The 15,413-nt window shown below is 36.5% G+C and carries 13 protein-coding genes and 1 pseudogene; 6 read left to right on the forward strand and 8 right to left on the reverse strand.

From position 1 onward, the window contains the following. Window positions 1-15: 15 nt before the first annotated feature. Both CSEC_RS09260 and CSEC_RS09265 read left to right on the forward strand, forming a co-directional pair. A complete protein-coding gene (locus CSEC_RS09260) occupies window positions 16-1,491 on the forward strand; it encodes an F-box protein (RefSeq protein ID WP_041018196.1) in 1,476 nt (491 codons plus the stop codon). Between the two features lie 33 nt (window positions 1,492-1,524). Continuing rightward, complete coding sequence (locus CSEC_RS09265) at window positions 1,525-2,181, forward strand: glycosyltransferase family 2 protein (RefSeq protein WP_161780983.1); 657 nt, start codon at window positions 1,525-1,527, stop codon at window positions 2,179-2,181. Here the strand turns inward: CSEC_RS09265 and CSEC_RS09270 are convergent. From CSEC_RS09270 to CSEC_RS12800, 3 genes are all read right to left on the reverse strand, one after another. Beyond that, entirely contained in the window at window positions 2,174-3,190 is a 1,017-nt protein-coding gene (locus tag CSEC_RS09270; RefSeq protein WP_041018198.1) for a phosphotransferase, read from the reverse strand. The two genes, CSEC_RS09265 and CSEC_RS09270, sit on opposite strands and share 8 nt — an antisense overlap. Window positions 3,191-3,439: 249 nt before the next feature. Then, complete coding sequence (locus CSEC_RS09275) at window positions 3,440-5,077, reverse strand: tetratricopeptide repeat protein (protein WP_053331965.1); 1,638 nt, start codon at window positions 5,075-5,077, stop codon at window positions 3,440-3,442. Window positions 5,078-5,250: 173 nt separating this feature from the next. Continuing rightward, on the reverse strand, window positions 5,251-5,787 hold the full coding sequence (locus CSEC_RS12800) for a non-canonical purine NTP pyrophosphatase (RefSeq protein ID WP_053331966.1): 537 nt from the start codon (window positions 5,785-5,787) through the stop codon (window positions 5,251-5,253). Window positions 5,788-6,083: 296 nt separating this feature from the next. Here CSEC_RS12800 and CSEC_RS13545 point away from each other — a divergent pair. Further along, a pseudogene (locus CSEC_RS13545) lies at window positions 6,084-6,230 on the forward strand (DUF72 domain-containing protein); the annotation flags it as partial. Window positions 6,231-6,268: 38 nt separating this feature from the next. Here CSEC_RS13545 and queF read toward each other — a convergent pair. Then, window positions 6,269-7,078 carry an NADPH-dependent 7-cyano-7-deazaguanine reductase QueF gene (gene queF, locus CSEC_RS09285; RefSeq protein ID WP_041018199.1) on the reverse strand — a complete coding sequence of 270 codons (810 nt, stop codon included), beginning with the start codon at window positions 7,076-7,078 and terminating at the stop codon, window positions 6,269-6,271. Between the two features lie 133 nt (window positions 7,079-7,211). Between queF and CSEC_RS09290 the strand changes: the two genes are divergently transcribed. Together CSEC_RS09290 and CSEC_RS09295 are read left to right on the forward strand one after the other, a co-directional pair. Further along, window positions 7,212-8,723 carry a hypothetical protein gene (locus tag CSEC_RS09290; protein ID WP_154017678.1) on the forward strand — a complete coding sequence of 504 codons (1,512 nt, stop codon included), beginning with the start codon at window positions 7,212-7,214 and terminating at the stop codon, window positions 8,721-8,723. Window positions 8,724-8,794: 71 nt separating this feature from the next. Further along, a complete protein-coding gene (locus tag CSEC_RS09295; protein WP_053331967.1) occupies window positions 8,795-10,333 on the forward strand; it encodes a M2 family metallopeptidase in 1,539 nt (512 codons plus the stop codon). Here CSEC_RS09295 and CSEC_RS09300 read toward each other — a convergent pair. From CSEC_RS09300 to CSEC_RS09310, 3 genes are all read right to left on the reverse strand, one after another. Next, window positions 10,306-11,196: a phosphatase PAP2 family protein gene (locus CSEC_RS09300; protein ID WP_041018201.1), complete on the reverse strand. Its 891-nt coding sequence runs from the start codon at window positions 11,194-11,196 to the stop codon at window positions 10,306-10,308. The genes CSEC_RS09295 and CSEC_RS09300 overlap by 28 nt on opposite strands. An 8-nt stretch (window positions 11,197-11,204) precedes the next feature. Then, complete coding sequence (locus tag CSEC_RS12805; protein WP_053331968.1) at window positions 11,205-12,053, reverse strand: phosphatase PAP2 family protein; 849 nt, start codon at window positions 12,051-12,053, stop codon at window positions 11,205-11,207. Between the two features lie 67 nt (window positions 12,054-12,120). Beyond that, on the reverse strand, window positions 12,121-13,503 hold the full coding sequence (locus tag CSEC_RS09310; protein ID WP_053331969.1) for an MATE family efflux transporter: 1,383 nt from the start codon (window positions 13,501-13,503) through the stop codon (window positions 12,121-12,123). Between the two features lie 260 nt (window positions 13,504-13,763). On the opposite strand from CSEC_RS09310, the gene upp reads away from it, so the two are divergent. Continuing rightward, window positions 13,764-14,390 (forward strand): uracil phosphoribosyltransferase, encoded by a 627-nt coding sequence (gene upp / locus CSEC_RS09315; protein WP_041018202.1) that lies wholly within the window; start codon window positions 13,764-13,766, stop codon window positions 14,388-14,390. Here the strand turns inward: upp and CSEC_RS09320 are convergent. Beyond that, window positions 14,332-15,387: a pyridoxal-phosphate dependent enzyme gene (locus tag CSEC_RS09320; RefSeq protein WP_041018203.1), complete on the reverse strand. Its 1,056-nt coding sequence runs from the start codon at window positions 15,385-15,387 to the stop codon at window positions 14,332-14,334. The two genes, upp and CSEC_RS09320, sit on opposite strands and share 59 nt — an antisense overlap. Window positions 15,388-15,413: the final 26 nt, after the last annotated feature.

The following is a 15,413-nucleotide window of genomic DNA, read 5'->3' on the forward strand; positions in this document are numbered from 1 at the left end:
TTATAAGTAAAAAAAATGAATATAGAAAGAAGTTTCCCCTTACCTAATGAATTAACCTTTCAAATCTTCACGTTTCTTGACGTGAAAAACCTTATAGCCGCCTCTAAGGTCTGTAAGGAATGGAAAGAAATCGCAAATGACGATTGTCTTTGGAAATTATTCCTTGATAAGACCAAAAGTTTACCCCCTTTTAGACCGAATGACCCTTATTTTCTTAAAAACTTTGTTATTAAATCAGAATTAGGGCTTTTTAAATTAAACTTAAATCCACGTTTTTTAAACCGTTGTAATGAAAATTTAATAAATTCGCTTTCCCAAATAAAACAAGCCAAAAATTTATGTAACGTAGGCCTCCCGCTTGCTACTGTAAGTCACGAGAACTGCGTTGTGGAGCTTGAGTTTTTAAGGATGGATGAAGAAAGAAATCTGGCTATTTTTCTAGGTGATCATAAATTTATTTTCAAAAACACAGAAAATAAAATTGTTCAAGAGATTCCTTTTCCGGTTATAGCGCCGGCTGAATTTTGCATACTTAAAAATTGGGCTGTTTTTGTCGGGAAAAAAGGTCACGATAAAGAAAAGACAGGTTGCTACGCACTTAACTTTAAAACAGGGCGAGTTACCCGTTTAATCCGAAGTAAGAAAAATAAGGGGACGGATTCAAAAAAAACTTCCGGTAACAACCCAATCCGCCCTAAGACCTTTGAGGAAACCGGTCCCTATCTTTCCTGCAAACTTGGCGACACCTCTTTGGCTGTTTGGAAAATAAACCCGAAAAGTAAATGCAAAACTCCAATAACTATCTTGGATGGGATAAACGGCGAGACCAATTATCTTAATGTTTCTTATGATAAAATTATTAGACAAGCCAATAATCAAATTCAGATTTTTTCTCTAGCTACAAAAAAGCTGCTCTATAGCAAACCGTTGCCGGATTTGGATTATCTCTTGGATTGCAAAGACCAAAACTTGATTTTTTCTAACGGTCAAGAGATCTATCATATAGACCTCTCTTTAGAAAAAATCGAGGAAGCATCCTTTAATAGTTCGGTAGAAACTCCTATCACAAACCACAAGATCTCTGCTCTTTGCTTTGCGAAGAATGGCTATTTATGGGGAACGAACTGGGGAGCTATTTATTTTAATGATTTAAAGAGCTTTGAAAAACCTGACTGCATTTCTTTTACATGGTGCGACGATCATATTAAATTTCTTTCTTCCTCAGAAGATTTTGCGGCTGCCATTAGAAATAACACCCTTCTTTTTATCAATTTAAGGAATTTTAAGACTTTTTCCTTCGAATTCCTTAAAGGTGAAAAGGTAGAGACCATTCAGTGCTTAAATTCGCGACTTTTTATAAAAACAAATTATGCTCACTTTTGCTATGATTTAGATGTAAAATATGTCCCTGAAACTATGACTGAAAAGGCCTTAAGTACAGGAAAACAGATTCTTTCAGGTTTTAATCTTAATCTTTTTAAGGTATTTTAACCCTTTAACTAAATCTTGATCGGGATAAAATTATTGGATATCAGTGTTGTCATCCCATGCTTCAATGCGGGAAACTATCTCTTGGAAGCCCTTGAGAGTGTTTCTCGCCAGACTTTTTTGCCAAAAGAAATCATTGTCATCGATGACGGGTCTACAGACGATAGCATTAAAAAAGCAAAATCGTCGTACCCAAGTGTTATTTTTTATCATCAAAGTAACAAAGGGCCTGGATCTGCAAGAAATTTGGGAGCTTTGAATTCCAAAAGTGAAGCTCTCTGTTTTTTAGATGCCGACGATCTTTTTGAAAAAACAAAATTAGAAATCCAATCAAAAGCTCTAAAAGAATCTCCTGAATCCCTTATTTTCGGCCACGTAAGTCAATTTCTTTCACCCGAATGCGAACCCTCATCCATTAAAACGCCAAACAAACAAGCCGGCATCCATGCAGGAACTTTACTCCTTAAAAGAGATCTTTTTCTAAAAATCGGGTTATTTCCTACAAATGTTCAAATTGGCGAATTCCTCTCATGGTATCTGAAAGCAAAAGAACAAGGGGTAAAGATAGTTATGCTCCCTGAAGTTCTAATGAGAAGGCGAATACATAAAAATAATTTGAGTTTAAGAGAAGCTTGTCATCGAAGCCAATTTGCAAAAATATTGTTGAGTCAAAAATTAAACAAAACTAAATAACCGCTTTTGCATCCATAAGGGCGCGAGTCGCCGCTTCATAAAAAAATTGAGCTGATAGGTTTTGTCCTTTTAAAGACAAAAGATGGGAATAAAAAGACCAATCCTTAATGCCATTTTTAGAGTTGATTCCGGGGGAATTTTCCATCAGTTCATTTGTAACCCAAAAGTAAGTTAAACTAAGCACGGCAAGGTTTATTTTTTTGATCTGATTAAAATGATAAATATCGGCCTCTCTTGGAACGCTCCCAAGATAATTCATCAGTAAAGAGTATTCTTCTTGGCTATTATAAGAATGTGAAATAGATAGAAAAGCCAAGTCATGAAAAGGGTCATCAACCAAAGTTTCATACCAGTCAATCAAATGTATTTTTTGACCATCAATTAAAATGTTGCCGGGATTTAAATCTCCATGGATATTTGTCTTTGGATAATTCTTAGAAGATAGTTCCCAATCGATTTTTCTAATTAAATCAATCGCCTCTTTTCCTTCATTTTTAAAAAATCTTCGGGAAGAAAGCGCGGCATAAATGCCTTCGGCTTTCATTTTAAAGGTTTCATCTTCATAAGGGTTTTGTTTGATTGTATGGATTTTTCTAAGCGCTTCACTTATTTTAGAAAAAAAATGCGGCGATTTTGCGAAAGTTTGCGTGCATCTTGCCCCTTTTACAAAATCCATTAGAATAGACTTACGGCTTGAATCTATATAAAAAACCCTTGGTGAAATGCCAAGCTTTGCGGCTTCTTGCATAGCATATTGTTCTTTCAAAAGCTTACTTGGGGATTCATCGCTTTGATGCATCTTAAGCACGTAGGCTTTTCCATTTTTTTGAACGAGGTAATTCATAGCTTCAGAATACCCTCCTTCCAAATTTGATATTGTAATTTGGTGAAAGTCTTGAGGAAAGGCCTTTTGTAAAAAGGACCGAGGTAAATTGAACTCAGGATTAAAAATATTATTAGATAATAATACTGAAGTGTGAAGTAGTAATAGAAAAAATATAGTTTTCATAATAATAATTTTAAAACCCACTGTTAGTATTTTAATTAGTAGATTTTACCACTATTATTATTAATTAATAATAAGTAATCTAAATTTTAATAAGATAGACAACTTAAAATCAATAGCATACATATTCTAAGAAGTGTCTATAAGGGATCCAAAGGGCATTTTCTTTGAAGGGAATGCTTTTCATTCCGAAGAGAAATTTTCGTCTGTTAGGTGAAAGACCAATGAGCTCAAGCCCTTTGGTCTTTGGATTTAGAGTTGTTTTATGGTAAGTTTAGTATCACTATAGCGCCAAGCTTTGGCAAATTCTTGCTCAACCCAATAAAGATCATCAAATTTGGATTGGCCTCTTAAGGCTTCTCTTAAACCGAAGAGGGATCTTCCATTCTTAGGATGATGGGATAAATCCTCTCTAAAAACTTTTTCAGCTTCTGAAAACTGCCCTTCTTGAAGGTGAAGCCCTCCTAAACTTTCCCTTAAGGGAAAAAACCAGTCTGGCGGTTCGTTATACCTAAGAGTATCTTGTATCCCAACGGCTTTGGTTAAATGTTCGATGGCGCTTTTTCTATCTCCGTCCTCAAGGCTTAATTTGGCATCTAAATAATTTTCTGCTATCGCGATAATCGTTTTAAATTTATTAAGCCCGTACATGGCATTTTCAGGTGCCTCGCCGGCTGTTTCTAAAAATAAATCCCTTTCATTTAAAGCCTCTTCTTTTTGACCAAGTCCTGAGAAAGCAACGGCTCTGCCAAAATGCCATAAACTTTCTGTCATTTGCATTTCTTTTCTAGGCTTAGGAAGATTTAAAATTTCTTTGTATTTGTTAAAGCGGAGGAAAATAAAAAGAGGCGTCGGCTCATAATATTCAAGTTCCGGCATATGTTTAAAATGAGGCGAATAAAAGTTTCTAAGATCGATTGCTGCTTGCTTCGCCCCCAAGTAATTGCCTTCCATGGCGTATGCGCGCGATAAAAAGTAAAGGTTATGGCTTAAATAATGAACAGGATAGATTCCATCTAAACCGTACCTGTAAATGTAGGCTTTATCTGCCGCAATTGCTTGCTGGTTTGCTAAAACAGCCTTTCTATAGTCTCCAAGAAGCAAATAGATGTGCGACGGCATATGTAAAATATGGCCTGATGAAGGTAGTAGTGTTTTTAATCTTTCAGCAGACATTAAAGCCCATTCGGGATGAGGTGATGCTTCAATCACATGGATGTAGTAGTGATTTGCCCCTAAATGATCCGGGTACTCTTTTAATACCGACTCCAATGCGTTCACCGCTTCCAAAGTTCCATCAAGAGGTTTTCCATCATTCGACCATTGGTTCCAGGGTCTGACGTCAAGCAAGCTTTCAGCGAATAAAACAGAAGCGTCCGGATCATCAGGGTATTTGTCTGCAAGGCCTCTCATAGCGACACTGTAGTTTTTTGAAAGCTCTTCCAAATCAGGTTTTGGATCATTAGAGTATCTTGAAGCCAATGCTGAAAGGTAATCCTGTTCGCTTGGCGTAATTTTTCTCTGAATAGAAAGCGCTTTCTGAATAAGCTGATAAGCCTCATGTTCTCTTGGAAGCGGAGCATCCATATTGATATTTTTTCCAAGAGCTAAAGCCATCCCCCAATAAGCCATCGGCATTTCAGGATCTGCTTGCGAAGCTCTTAAAAAAGACCAATACGCGGCGTCATGATTAAAGGCATAAATAAAGGTAAGCCCTTGATCAAATAAAGCCTGTGCCGCAAGGTTATTTGTGGTTACCGGATGATGGACTTTGATGTAATCGTATTCTAAGTTGAAGTTCGGCGGCGGGGTATAGGGAAAAGGGTCATCGGCTATTGCCTTGGATACAAATAAGCTTAAGAATAAAAAGGCTTTAAAGTTTCTATGCATTGGCCTATCCCGAAATTCACAATATTTATTTACATTTTATTAGTTAAAAGTTTTTAGCCTGTCAAGTTTAAACCCAATTTCTCGTATGCATTCACAAGACTTCCACTCGAAAATCCTTTTCTAGAATAAAGGCTGGTTTTCAGCCAATTTTTTTATAAAAATTCGAATGAAGTCTATTGCCAAGGGCCTTCCCAATTATTGATTTCAGGAACAACTTTATAAATTTTATTCCGGATAAAGGCATTAACTGCTTGAGCTCTAGCATTGAATTTGTCGGGTTTAAATTCGGCAAGTGTTTTAAGAGAGCCTTTTGGCATAAAAAATGGATCAAAGCCAAAACCTCGATCGCCCGATTTTGGAACGATTTTTCCAAAGACTGCGCCTTTATAAATGAAAATATTTTTATCCTCTCGGTAGGCTAATAAAACAGTCCAAACAGCCTCTCTATTTAAGCAATCCTTCAAATGTTCAAGAAGCCAACGGACATGGATGCCAACTTTCTCGCCTGTTATGTCTAAAGACGTATCATCAACAAGGGTAAAGGGTTCGACTTGACTGGCCTTATGCGCAATGACAGTAATTGGGTCTGCATCGATTTCTTTTAAATCAGTATGTGAATAGTTTAGATTAATTCCATGTTTATTAAATAAAATTTGAAATTCTTCAAATTTCCCCTTATTGCTTGTATTAAGTTTCCAGTTAATAGGCATCCTTTCTATCCATGGCAAAAAAATTAATATAGGACTTCCGGCTGGTATTATAATCATTGGAATAAAATTTTTTATCCGGATGAAATTAATAATACTTTCTATCGCATTCCGACCAAAAAAGCAATCGAGGACTGGGCTAAAAAAGGTCCCTAGGGCTTTTTATTTCGTTAAAGCAATCGGCAGCATCACTCATAGAAAGGGTTTAAAAGACGAAAAAGCTTGGATTTTTTTCTTTTCGAGCGCATCAAGCCCCTAAAGGAAAAACAAGGGGCTCATATTAGACCTATACAGGCTCTTTTGGACTTAAGGGACTCGCTGTTTGGGCAGAAAAAATGTTCGCTCTCGAAAAAAGAAACGAAGGAGTGTTTTGCTATTTTGATAATGATGAAAAAGCCCAGGCAGTGAAGGATGCTTTAAAATTAAAAAGGCTTCTTAGGGTTTAAAATGAGAAAGGCTAATGCCTTTCTCTTCAAATGAATGACTATTGTCTGATGTTTCTTTCGTTAATGAAAAGATCTTCAAAGTTTGATCTGAAAGGGTTAATATCTAGCCCCCCTCTTCTTGTGTATCTTGCATAGACAGAAAGATTTTTAGGGCGGCATTCTTTAAAGAGATCCATAAAAATGCTTTCTACACAATGCTCGGCAAATCCCGAATGATTTCTAAAAGAAATAATGTATTTAAGGAGTGATTCATGGTCTATTCTGGGTCCTGCATAGTGAATCCATAAAGATCCCCAGTCGGGCTGACCTGTGGCTAGGCAATTCGATTTTAATAAATTGCTATAGAGGGTTTCTTCCACTTCGGCAGAGCTTGTTTTTAAAAGTTTAGGGTTGACGCTATATTCATTTACTTCAATATCCAAATCGTCAATGCAAGTACCTGGAAGCTCCCTAAGCTCTTTTTCTTTTAAGGAAGTAAGAGGGAACAGCTTTACAGACACCTCTCCTTTGATGGCTGAAGAAATATCTTTTTCCATAATTTCTTGAACTTCTTCTAACGAATCGAAAGCAGACGCATTGAAAGAATTCAAATAAAGTTTTAATGATTTAGACTCGACAATATTTTCCGTTGTGCAAGGAAAAGTGAATTCCGCGAGGGCAATCAAGGGTTTTCCTTTCCTGTTTAAAAAAGAAATTTCATAGCCGTTCCACTTATCCCAACCTTTAAAGGGGATAGAATCAAGCTTCAGTTTATCTCTAGCTAGGTTTCTTGAAACGGGAAATAATAATTCAGGAGAATAAGTTTCAATATAAACTGTTTTTTTTCCAAGAGGGGCCAGATCAAGCATAGGACATCCTTATAAATTTTTTTTTAGATGTAAATTAAATCAAAAAAAATAATTTTATGCAATTTTCTTTATCGATAATTAATATTAATTAATGAGTATTGATAGGTTTTTAGTTAATGTAAGGATGCTTGTTTTGAGTAGTCGCTTTTCTTTTATTAATCAAAATGTAGGCGCATCTCTTTATTTAAGTGAAAATAAGGATTCTGAATGCGGCGTTGAAACTTTCGTAAAGACAGAACTCTTCAGTCGGATAGCAGCTCTTTTTATTTCTGCTTCGGCGGCAATTGACATTGTTTATCACTCGCTTTTCACCCCCCTTACTCTTATATACGCTATAGGAAAAAGCATCATCCGATGTAAAGCCGATTTTTCGCTTCCTTTAGAGCATTTAGAAAGAGTGAGACAGGCGATTTTTCCCCTTCTTTTCGGATCTCTATTTGGAGTTCTCCACCCTCATCTTGGGGCCATGGTTTCAGAATCCAAGGAAAAATTTATAGGTTACGGCATTCTTTTAAGCGGCACTAAGAAAAACTTAAGCGTCATATGCTCCCCTCTAACTACTTATAAAGAAATTATTGAAATCGGATCCTTGCTCGCTTCAAAATATTATATGCCCTACTACACCGAGACCGTTTTAAAGCCTGTTTTAGCTTGGGAGGCGGCTCTTGAAAAAATTCAGTCTATAGATTTTTTAAATCTGAATTTGACAAAGAAAATTGTAGGCTCGGCGGTTGATACTATCCATTCATCTCAACTACCCGATCCCCTAAAATTTATTAGCACAAGAATTGTTTTATTAACCCTTCCCTTATTTGCAGCTTTAGACCTTGTTTTCTTCCTATTTACTGAATTACTCTGCTTATCCATCGGAGCGATTCAATTAGTCGGGGGCAAATCCCCTATTTATTTTGAATCCACCCTCTCGCCTGATTTTCATTTATATCAATTGGCTAAAATCCTCTATCATATCATTCAAACCCCCATTGGCTTTCTCTATTCATTTATTTCTCCAACAGGAGGGCTTGATTTCGCCGCTTCAAAAAAACTACTAGTTAAGAGTCTGCTCTCATTTCAAACTCTTTTTTTAAATAAACAAATTGATTCCATGGAAGAAAATGAAAAGCTAGTGCTGCCAATTTCAAAAAATAATGAGGACAGCTTCTCAAGTCTTCCAAGCGCAAACTCCCACATCCTTTTTCTTTTAATAGAGAAAGGTAAAAATGGAAGGTATTCAGCAGAACTTATCGAGCGAGGTATAGACCATGCCCAAACAAAGAAAACTCTATCTTCTTCAGATGTAAAAAATTTAAGCTACAAGATGCTTGATCTTCGCTATTCAGAGCCAAAATCATCTTTCAGTCAACTTGTTACAAAATTTTTCCCGGAAAAAGGAACGTTAGATTTAGGAGAGCAAGGCCCTTTGAATAATTGCCCTGTCACAAGCTTATTTGCAACCCTTCAAGTGCTTTATCATAAAGACGGCCTTGACTTTGCTAGCATGAACCTCGATTTCAAAAGGGAAACGCAAAAACATTTAGGCTATCTTTTGTGGGACCTTTACTGCTACCCTAATCAAAGATTCGGAATTTATGAGACAGGGAAAATTATTGATGAAATTCACCTGCTATTCAACCATAGAATCTAGACTCTATTTGCAAATTTAATAGGCTTCTTTGTAGAATTTTTTCACCAGTTATTTCGAGGGGTAACCGCTTTATGGAATCTTTTATCAAGAAACATGTAGAAAAAATTGAACCCCTTGAACAGAAAAGAAATTTAGCCTGGTGGAATCTTGCTACTACCGGAAAAGAAGTTTTTGAAGAAGAGCTCAAAGAACTCGAAAAAGAAATAAAACTTATTTATTCGAACCAAGAAGATTTTCTTTTTTTAAAAGAAAAAGAAGGATCGCTCAAAGACCCTCTCCTTGAAAGGCAGCGCAAACTTCTTTATTTAAGATATGCTGAAAATCAAATTCCCAAAGAGTTAATCGATCAGATCGTCGCTTTAGAAACAGAAATTGAATCTATCTATGTGAACTTCAGGCCAACTGTCGAAGGCAAATCCCTTTCGAATAACGAACTCAAATCCATTTTAGTAAATAGTCTTAATACGGAAGAGAGAAAAAAAGTTTGGGAGGCTTCAAAAGAAATCGGTCAAAAAGTTGAAGATAAGGTCCTTAAGCTTATCAAGCTTCGAAACCGCTCTGCAAAGGCTCTTGGATACGATAATTACTACTCCATGCGTCTTCATTTGCAAGAGATTGATGAAAAATGGCTTTTTGAATGGCTTGACCATCTCGATGAAAAAATGAGAGGCCCTTTTTCATCTTATAAAGCCGGTTTGGATGAAAAACTAAGCCAACGATACGGGATTTCCGTTTCTGAATTAAGGCCATGGCACTATTTCGACCCTTTTTTTCAAGAAGCGCCGGACACCGCTTCTAATTTGGATAGCTATTATAAAGATAAGGATGTTGCCGGCATAAGCGAAACCTACTATAGGGCGATAGATTTGCCTGTCGAAGATATCCTTAAGAGGTCTGATCTCTACGAAAGAGAAAATAAAAATCAGCATGCTTTTTGTAATTGCATCGATCGAAAGCAAGATATTAGGATTCTATGCAATTTAAAAGATAATGAGTATTGGATGTGCACAGAACTTCATGAACTTGGACATGCCGTCTATGATAAATATATTGATCCAGGCCTCCCCTACCTATTAAGGACTTTTGCTCATACCAATATGACAGAGGCCATTGCTATGTTGTTTGGGCGTTTAAGCAAAAATCAGGATTGGATCTCAACTTTTGTAGACTCCGGCATATCCTCAAACACAGTTTCAAGGATTAACGAAAATCTTCTTGTCTTTTCAAGATGGGCTATGGTGATGATCTATTTTGAAAAAGCGTTATATGAGGAAAACGAAAAAAGTTTGAATAAAACCTGGTGGACTCTGGTAGAAAAATTTCAAAATATAACCATTAATAAAGACCGAGATTCCCCTGATTGGGCAGCCAAACTGCATCTTGCATGCGCGCCTGTTTATTATCAGAATTATTTAATCGGCGAAGCCATAGCAAGTCAAATACAACATTATGTCTTAAAAAACGGGGCTTCTTTAATGAATGCAACTCTTGGGAATCAATTGAAAAAGCTTTTTGTTTTAGGAGCTAAAAAAAATTGGCAAGAAACTCTTAAGGAATTTACCAAAGAGGATCTTACCGCAAGCTATCTCTTATCTGATATCTCGATATAATCTTCTTTTAATTTTGCTTGAAGGGATTTGAATAAAAGCAAAAGATTCGGCAAACCCATAAGGATAAAAAAGCCGAACATGAAGTGTACGCTTTGGGTGAGGATGCTTTTTTGCTTGAAGAATTCAATCAAAAAAAACCCTAAAGCCATACTGATAAAAATTGATAGCATTCCAAGCTTCCAACTTGTTTCTATATGTCTTTTATTAAAAACAAGTCCAAAAGCTAAACCTGAAGCTAGAAAAGTCCAATTGAGAGTGTTTTGATTGCTTACAAACAACAAAGGCAAGAAGGCCATCAAAAAAGCAATTAGAAGTTGTGTTTCTTTTGATAGTTTTTTTAAAAAGGATTCGATTTTTGAAAACTGCGATGCCGCGAAAAGAAGTCCAAAACCAATTAACCATCCCCCTATTAAGTCCGTAAAAAAATGAACCCCAAGATAAATCCTCGAAAAAGACAATAAAACGGCAAAGAGCACTCCCAAAATCCAGCTGGATAAACAATTACGATACATAATAATTAGCCCGGGGACAATAACGGCACTTTGGGCGGCCCCGCTTGGAAAACCGTTATTTTTCGGACAAGAAAAAACTTGGAGTGAAGGATCAAGCCAACAAGGCCTTGGCTCTTCGAAAAAACTCTTTAAAAGAGCATTAACTATACCGCTTAAAAGAAGAAGGGCTAAAAAACGGAGGCCCAATGTTCTATCAACCCCATAAATAAACCCAATCCCCATAAATAAAAGAAGAGGTTGCTCATCAAACAGGGTGACACCTTTTAGCAAATAGTCAAGAAAAGGAGTTCTTATAATCTGTAATTTCTTTATTAAGACAAGCTCTTCTATATGGATAGATTCAAAATTCATAAAAAACCTTAAACTTTTATTTCATTTGTTACAAAGAGGCTCTTTACTCTAAAAAGTCTTTCTAGGCCAAAAGTCACAAAAAGTCCATAGGCAAATATAAGAAAAAGAAACAAATTCCCTTCCGTGTTGTAAAAGATAATAAAGTCAAAAGTCCCGCTTAAAATAATGGCTGCAATCCCTTTTTTTAAGCTGGGGGCATACGAATTTTTTGATAAAATAAGCCCGATGCCGATTCCGGATGCCATAAAGCCAAGGATTTGAGTATGGACCCTCGTTTCAAAAAAAAGGGTCATAATGGGAAGTAAACTTAAGCCGGCAAGCATAAGGTTTGGCTTGAATTGAGAAAGCCAAAACTCTATCTTTGAAGCTTGCGTTGCCGCTAAAACAAGAAATAGGCCAACTATCCACCCGGCAAAAACATCTGTAAAAAAATGGGCCCCTAAATAAATTCTTGAAAAAGATAGCAGTAAGAAGAATAACCCTCCTGAAACCCAAGTGAATCTTCGATTTTGAAACCCTACTAACATGCCAAGAGTAAGAATCGCTTTTTGAGCACCTCCGCTTGGAAAGCCATATCCGCCGAGGCTTGAAAAAACACTTAATGTAGGATCATAAAAGGTAGGCCTTGGAGATTGAAAAAAGTTTTTTAGAGTGTCATTAACCAAGCTATTGATCAATAAAAGAAGGAGAAAACGCACCCCGAAAGCCCGATTTATCCCGTAGATAATCCCAATGGCAGCATACAAAATAAGGGGTTCTTCATCAAATAAAGCCACGCTTTTAAAAAAGGTGTCTAAAAAGGGCGTTCTAATGAGATGTATCTGTTTAATACCATAAATTTGTTCTTCGAGAAACATTTCAAAAAACCAGCATCTTCCAATTATTTTTCGAAGTATTTTATCTTAAATAAAGAAGAATGGCGAGTTAAAAGCCTTCTTCTTTAGCATGATGCCTTGCTTTTTCCTCTTCGAGTTCCTTCCTCTCAAGGTTCATGACATTTTTAAAAATCAGCCAAGCAAGCAGCAGCACGAAGGTATTGATCCCAAGGGTTGTAAGCCAAATGGTATTTAAGCCTCCTCCCGCTATTTTAAGGGTGAAAGGAATGAGCAAAATAGGAAAGATGACTTGTCTTATGATTCCGATAATTAGTGAAAGAGGCGCTCTTTTAAGACCTTGCAGTGCGGAGGTAAAAATGATTAAACCGGAATAAGCCCAGGATGTAAACGCGCCAATCCTAAGAAAGAGACTGCCATATTCAATTACCTCGTGGTCTTTTGTAAAAATTTTCATCAAAGCCTCAGGCGAAAACAGCATGATAAAAAAACCTAAGAGAAGTAAGGGTGCACTCCACAAAAGAGCGAGACGAACCACCTCGTCGATACGATTAAATTTTTTAGCGCCATTGTTTTGTCCTATAATTGCGATAGCGGCAGTCGATAGCCCGATGATGGGAAGTAAGAAAAGTTGTTGAATTCGTGTGCCTATGCCATAGCTTGCCACCGCTTTATCGCCAAAAATTTGAACAAAGCCTGTGACAACAAAAACCCCGATAGCAATGGCCATCATGTTTAAAGACGAAGGGATGATCTGGGAGGCTAATTCCTTTAAAATTCCGAAATTCGGATAAAAATCTGTAAATTTTACATCCCCGATATACCTTTCTTTAACCAATTTATAGCCCATGTAAAACGTTCCCAAAATAAAGCTGATAATGGTTGCAAAGGCAATGCCCTGAAAACCCAAAGCCGGAAGGCCGAAACCGCCGAAAATAAGCAAGGGGTTTAAAAAAGCGTTTATAATGGAAGCTGCGATTAACCAATTCCTTAAGGGTCTCGCTTCACCATAGGCAATAAAAATACCATGGAAGGCGTAGCTTGTGACCGGAAAAAAAGAAGCTAGGAAGATTGCCTGCATATAGTTGGTGGCTAAATGAAGAGGCTCTCCATGGGCTCGCATCAATAGAAAAAGGCTTTTCGCTGAATAAAAACCTACAATTGAAATGAAGATCGAAAGAATAAATCCAAATAATAAAGCTTGGGCTTTAAAAAGAGATATTTTCCTATTATCCTGTTCACCAAGAGCATTTCCAATAAGCGCAGCAGTTGAGGTGGATACCCCTTGAATGATTGCAACCACTATAAAAAAAACGGGAAAGCTTAAAGTTAGGGCGGCTTGGGCATTTGTCGATACCCAGCCTGCAAAAAAAGTATCCACCACGTTAAATAATGTATTAAATAAAAAAGCAATGCTTGCAGGAATGGCAATCGTTTTTAAATGATGTGGTATATTCCCTTCAGTTAAATCCATAGCATGCTTTAATTGACAAAATTGAGCTCATCTAATAGATTGCCTTGAAATTCTCTTTGAAAACAATACACTTCTTTCGAAATTCGCTTTGATAAGGGAAAAGAGCTATCTTTGTGCAAATTTTTTGATAAATTTGAAAACATATGAGAGCCTATGATTGAAAAATTTAGCAAAAAAAGTGTCAAAAAGAACCATTTTAACAATCAAATGGTTTTTTGAAAAAAGTATAAAAGGCTTTTTAATCTTATTTAGCATGTCTTATGGATCCTATGCAAAACTTAAAGTCTGAATTATTAACTCTTTTAAGGATGGAAGAAACCTCCTCCTCTGAATTTAGGAAGGCGTCCAAGGCTTTTTGCAGCCTTCTTGCCGGAGAAGCTTTTAACCATTTTTCGATGGAAAATTTTTCGATTCGTACTCCGGTTGAAAAAACGACAGGTTTAAAAAGAAAAAAAGCTGCCGTTTTAATCCCGATTCTAAGATCCGGAATAGCGATGCTAGACCCTTTTTTAGAATTTTTTGAAGAAGCGAGAGTTGGTTTTTTTGGTTTTGAAAGAGATGAAAAAACTTTTCTTCCCAAACACTACTATCAAAATATTCCCGTCTTTAATCAGGAGGATAAAATTATTCTTCTAGACCCCATGCTGGCAACAGGGGGAACTTTGCTTGAAGCTTTAAGACTTTTAATTGAGAAAAAAGCGTCAGAGGAAAATATTATCATTGCCTCTGTTATTGCAGCGCCGGAAGGCATTGAAGCCGTAAAAAAATTATACCCCAACGTTAAATTGGTTCTCGGCACCGTTGACCATAAATTAAATGAAAAATGCTTTATAGTTCCGGGTCTTGGTGATTTCGGGGACCGCTATTTTGGGACTTTAATTCCATAAGTTCTTTTCCATAATTTAATAAGCTTAAAGATCCGCCTGAATGGATGTAAAGAATATTTCCCTTTAAATTTTTTTCCGGAATGATCTTGTTTGCTTCAAAAAATAATTTAGCGCTATAGAAAGGATCGAGAACTAAGCCTTCTTCAAGAAGAGTTTGAAGAGCTTGTTTTAAAATAATTTTTGGGGTCGATCCGAATGATTTACCAACGCTTGGCTGATAGAGCTCAAAATTTCTATCGTTAAAACTTAATTTATCTTGGAGAAGACTTTCAAAAACGGTCTTTAAGAAGGTTAAATTTCTTTCAAATTCTAAAGTATCCCCTCCTAATAAAAGAACATGGCATTTAGCTTTATGATCAATAAAATTTAAGCCAAGAAGAAATGCGGCCGCTTGAAAGCCTGTTCCTGAGTCTAGAAAGATATGTTGAAACGCAGACCCTATTTCGTTTTCATTTTTAAGAAGGTCCCAAACTAATGTTAAAGCGCCTATAAGACCCGCTTTTGAAAACCCCCCTTCTCTTAAGAATTCAGCTTTAAAACCTTGGCTTTCAATCTCTAATTGTTTGGCTTTCGCAATATCTTCAACCTTTCCCCAGTCCTTTCTTTCGATTAAAAAAATGTTCGTATTCAAAAGGTGGGTGAGTAAACGTGTTCCTCGTAATTCTTTCTCATATGTTTTTCTTAAGAATACAAAAGGTTCAATCCTATTTTCCTTCAGAATAAGAGAAAAAAAAGCGATATGATTTGAGTTTTCACCCCCGATTAAAACAACTTTTGAAACTTTTCTTTCCTTTAGATCTTCAATTAAAGTTCTATATTTTCTGATTTTTGAACCCATAGAGAAAACCCCAAGCTCATCCTCTCTTTTAACAAAAAGGGAAGCCCCATCAAAAGGCTGCCTATTTAGAGGGTGCGCCCTGGAATGCATAGGGTAGGCTTCGGATTTTTGGCTGGAAATTATTTTTTCAAGCTTTAAGACTTTTTCTCTATGACTCATGCTTTATAAATTAATTAATATTTTTT

The sequence above is a fragment of the Criblamydia sequanensis CRIB-18 genome (assembly GCF_000750955.1).
In the GTDB taxonomy this organism is placed as follows: domain Bacteria; phylum Chlamydiota; class Chlamydiia; order Chlamydiales; family Criblamydiaceae; genus Criblamydia; species Criblamydia sequanensis.

Excerpts from the sequence above, each read along its gene's own strand:
- CSEC_RS09260 (WP_041018196.1), top strand. The coding sequence starts at position 16 with ATGAATATAGAAAGAAGTTTCCCCTTACCTAATGAATTAACCTTTCAA.
- CSEC_RS09270 (WP_041018198.1), bottom strand. The coding sequence starts at position 3,190 with ATGAAAACTATATTTTTTCTATTACTACTTCACACTTCAGTATTATTA.
- CSEC_RS09275 (WP_053331965.1), bottom strand. The coding sequence starts at position 5,077 with ATGCATAGAAACTTTAAAGCCTTTTTATTCTTAAGCTTATTTGTATCC.
- CSEC_RS12800 (WP_053331966.1), bottom strand. The coding sequence starts at position 5,787 with ATGCCTATTAACTGGAAACTTAATACAAGCAATAAGGGGAAATTTGAA.
- queF (WP_041018199.1), bottom strand. The coding sequence starts at position 7,078 with ATGCTTGATCTGGCCCCTCTTGGAAAAAAAACAGTTTATATTGAAACT.
- CSEC_RS09295 (WP_053331967.1), top strand. The coding sequence starts at position 8,795 with ATGGAATCTTTTATCAAGAAACATGTAGAAAAAATTGAACCCCTTGAA.
- CSEC_RS09300 (WP_041018201.1), bottom strand. The coding sequence starts at position 11,196 with ATGAATTTTGAATCTATCCATATAGAAGAGCTTGTCTTAATAAAGAAA.
- CSEC_RS12805 (WP_053331968.1), bottom strand. The coding sequence starts at position 12,053 with ATGTTTCTCGAAGAACAAATTTATGGTATTAAACAGATACATCTCATT.
- CSEC_RS09310 (WP_053331969.1), bottom strand. The coding sequence starts at position 13,503 with ATGGATTTAACTGAAGGGAATATACCACATCATTTAAAAACGATTGCC.
- upp (WP_041018202.1), top strand. The coding sequence starts at position 13,764 with ATGGATCCTATGCAAAACTTAAAGTCTGAATTATTAACTCTTTTAAGG.
- CSEC_RS09320 (WP_041018203.1), bottom strand. The coding sequence starts at position 15,387 with ATGAGTCATAGAGAAAAAGTCTTAAAGCTTGAAAAAATAATTTCCAGC.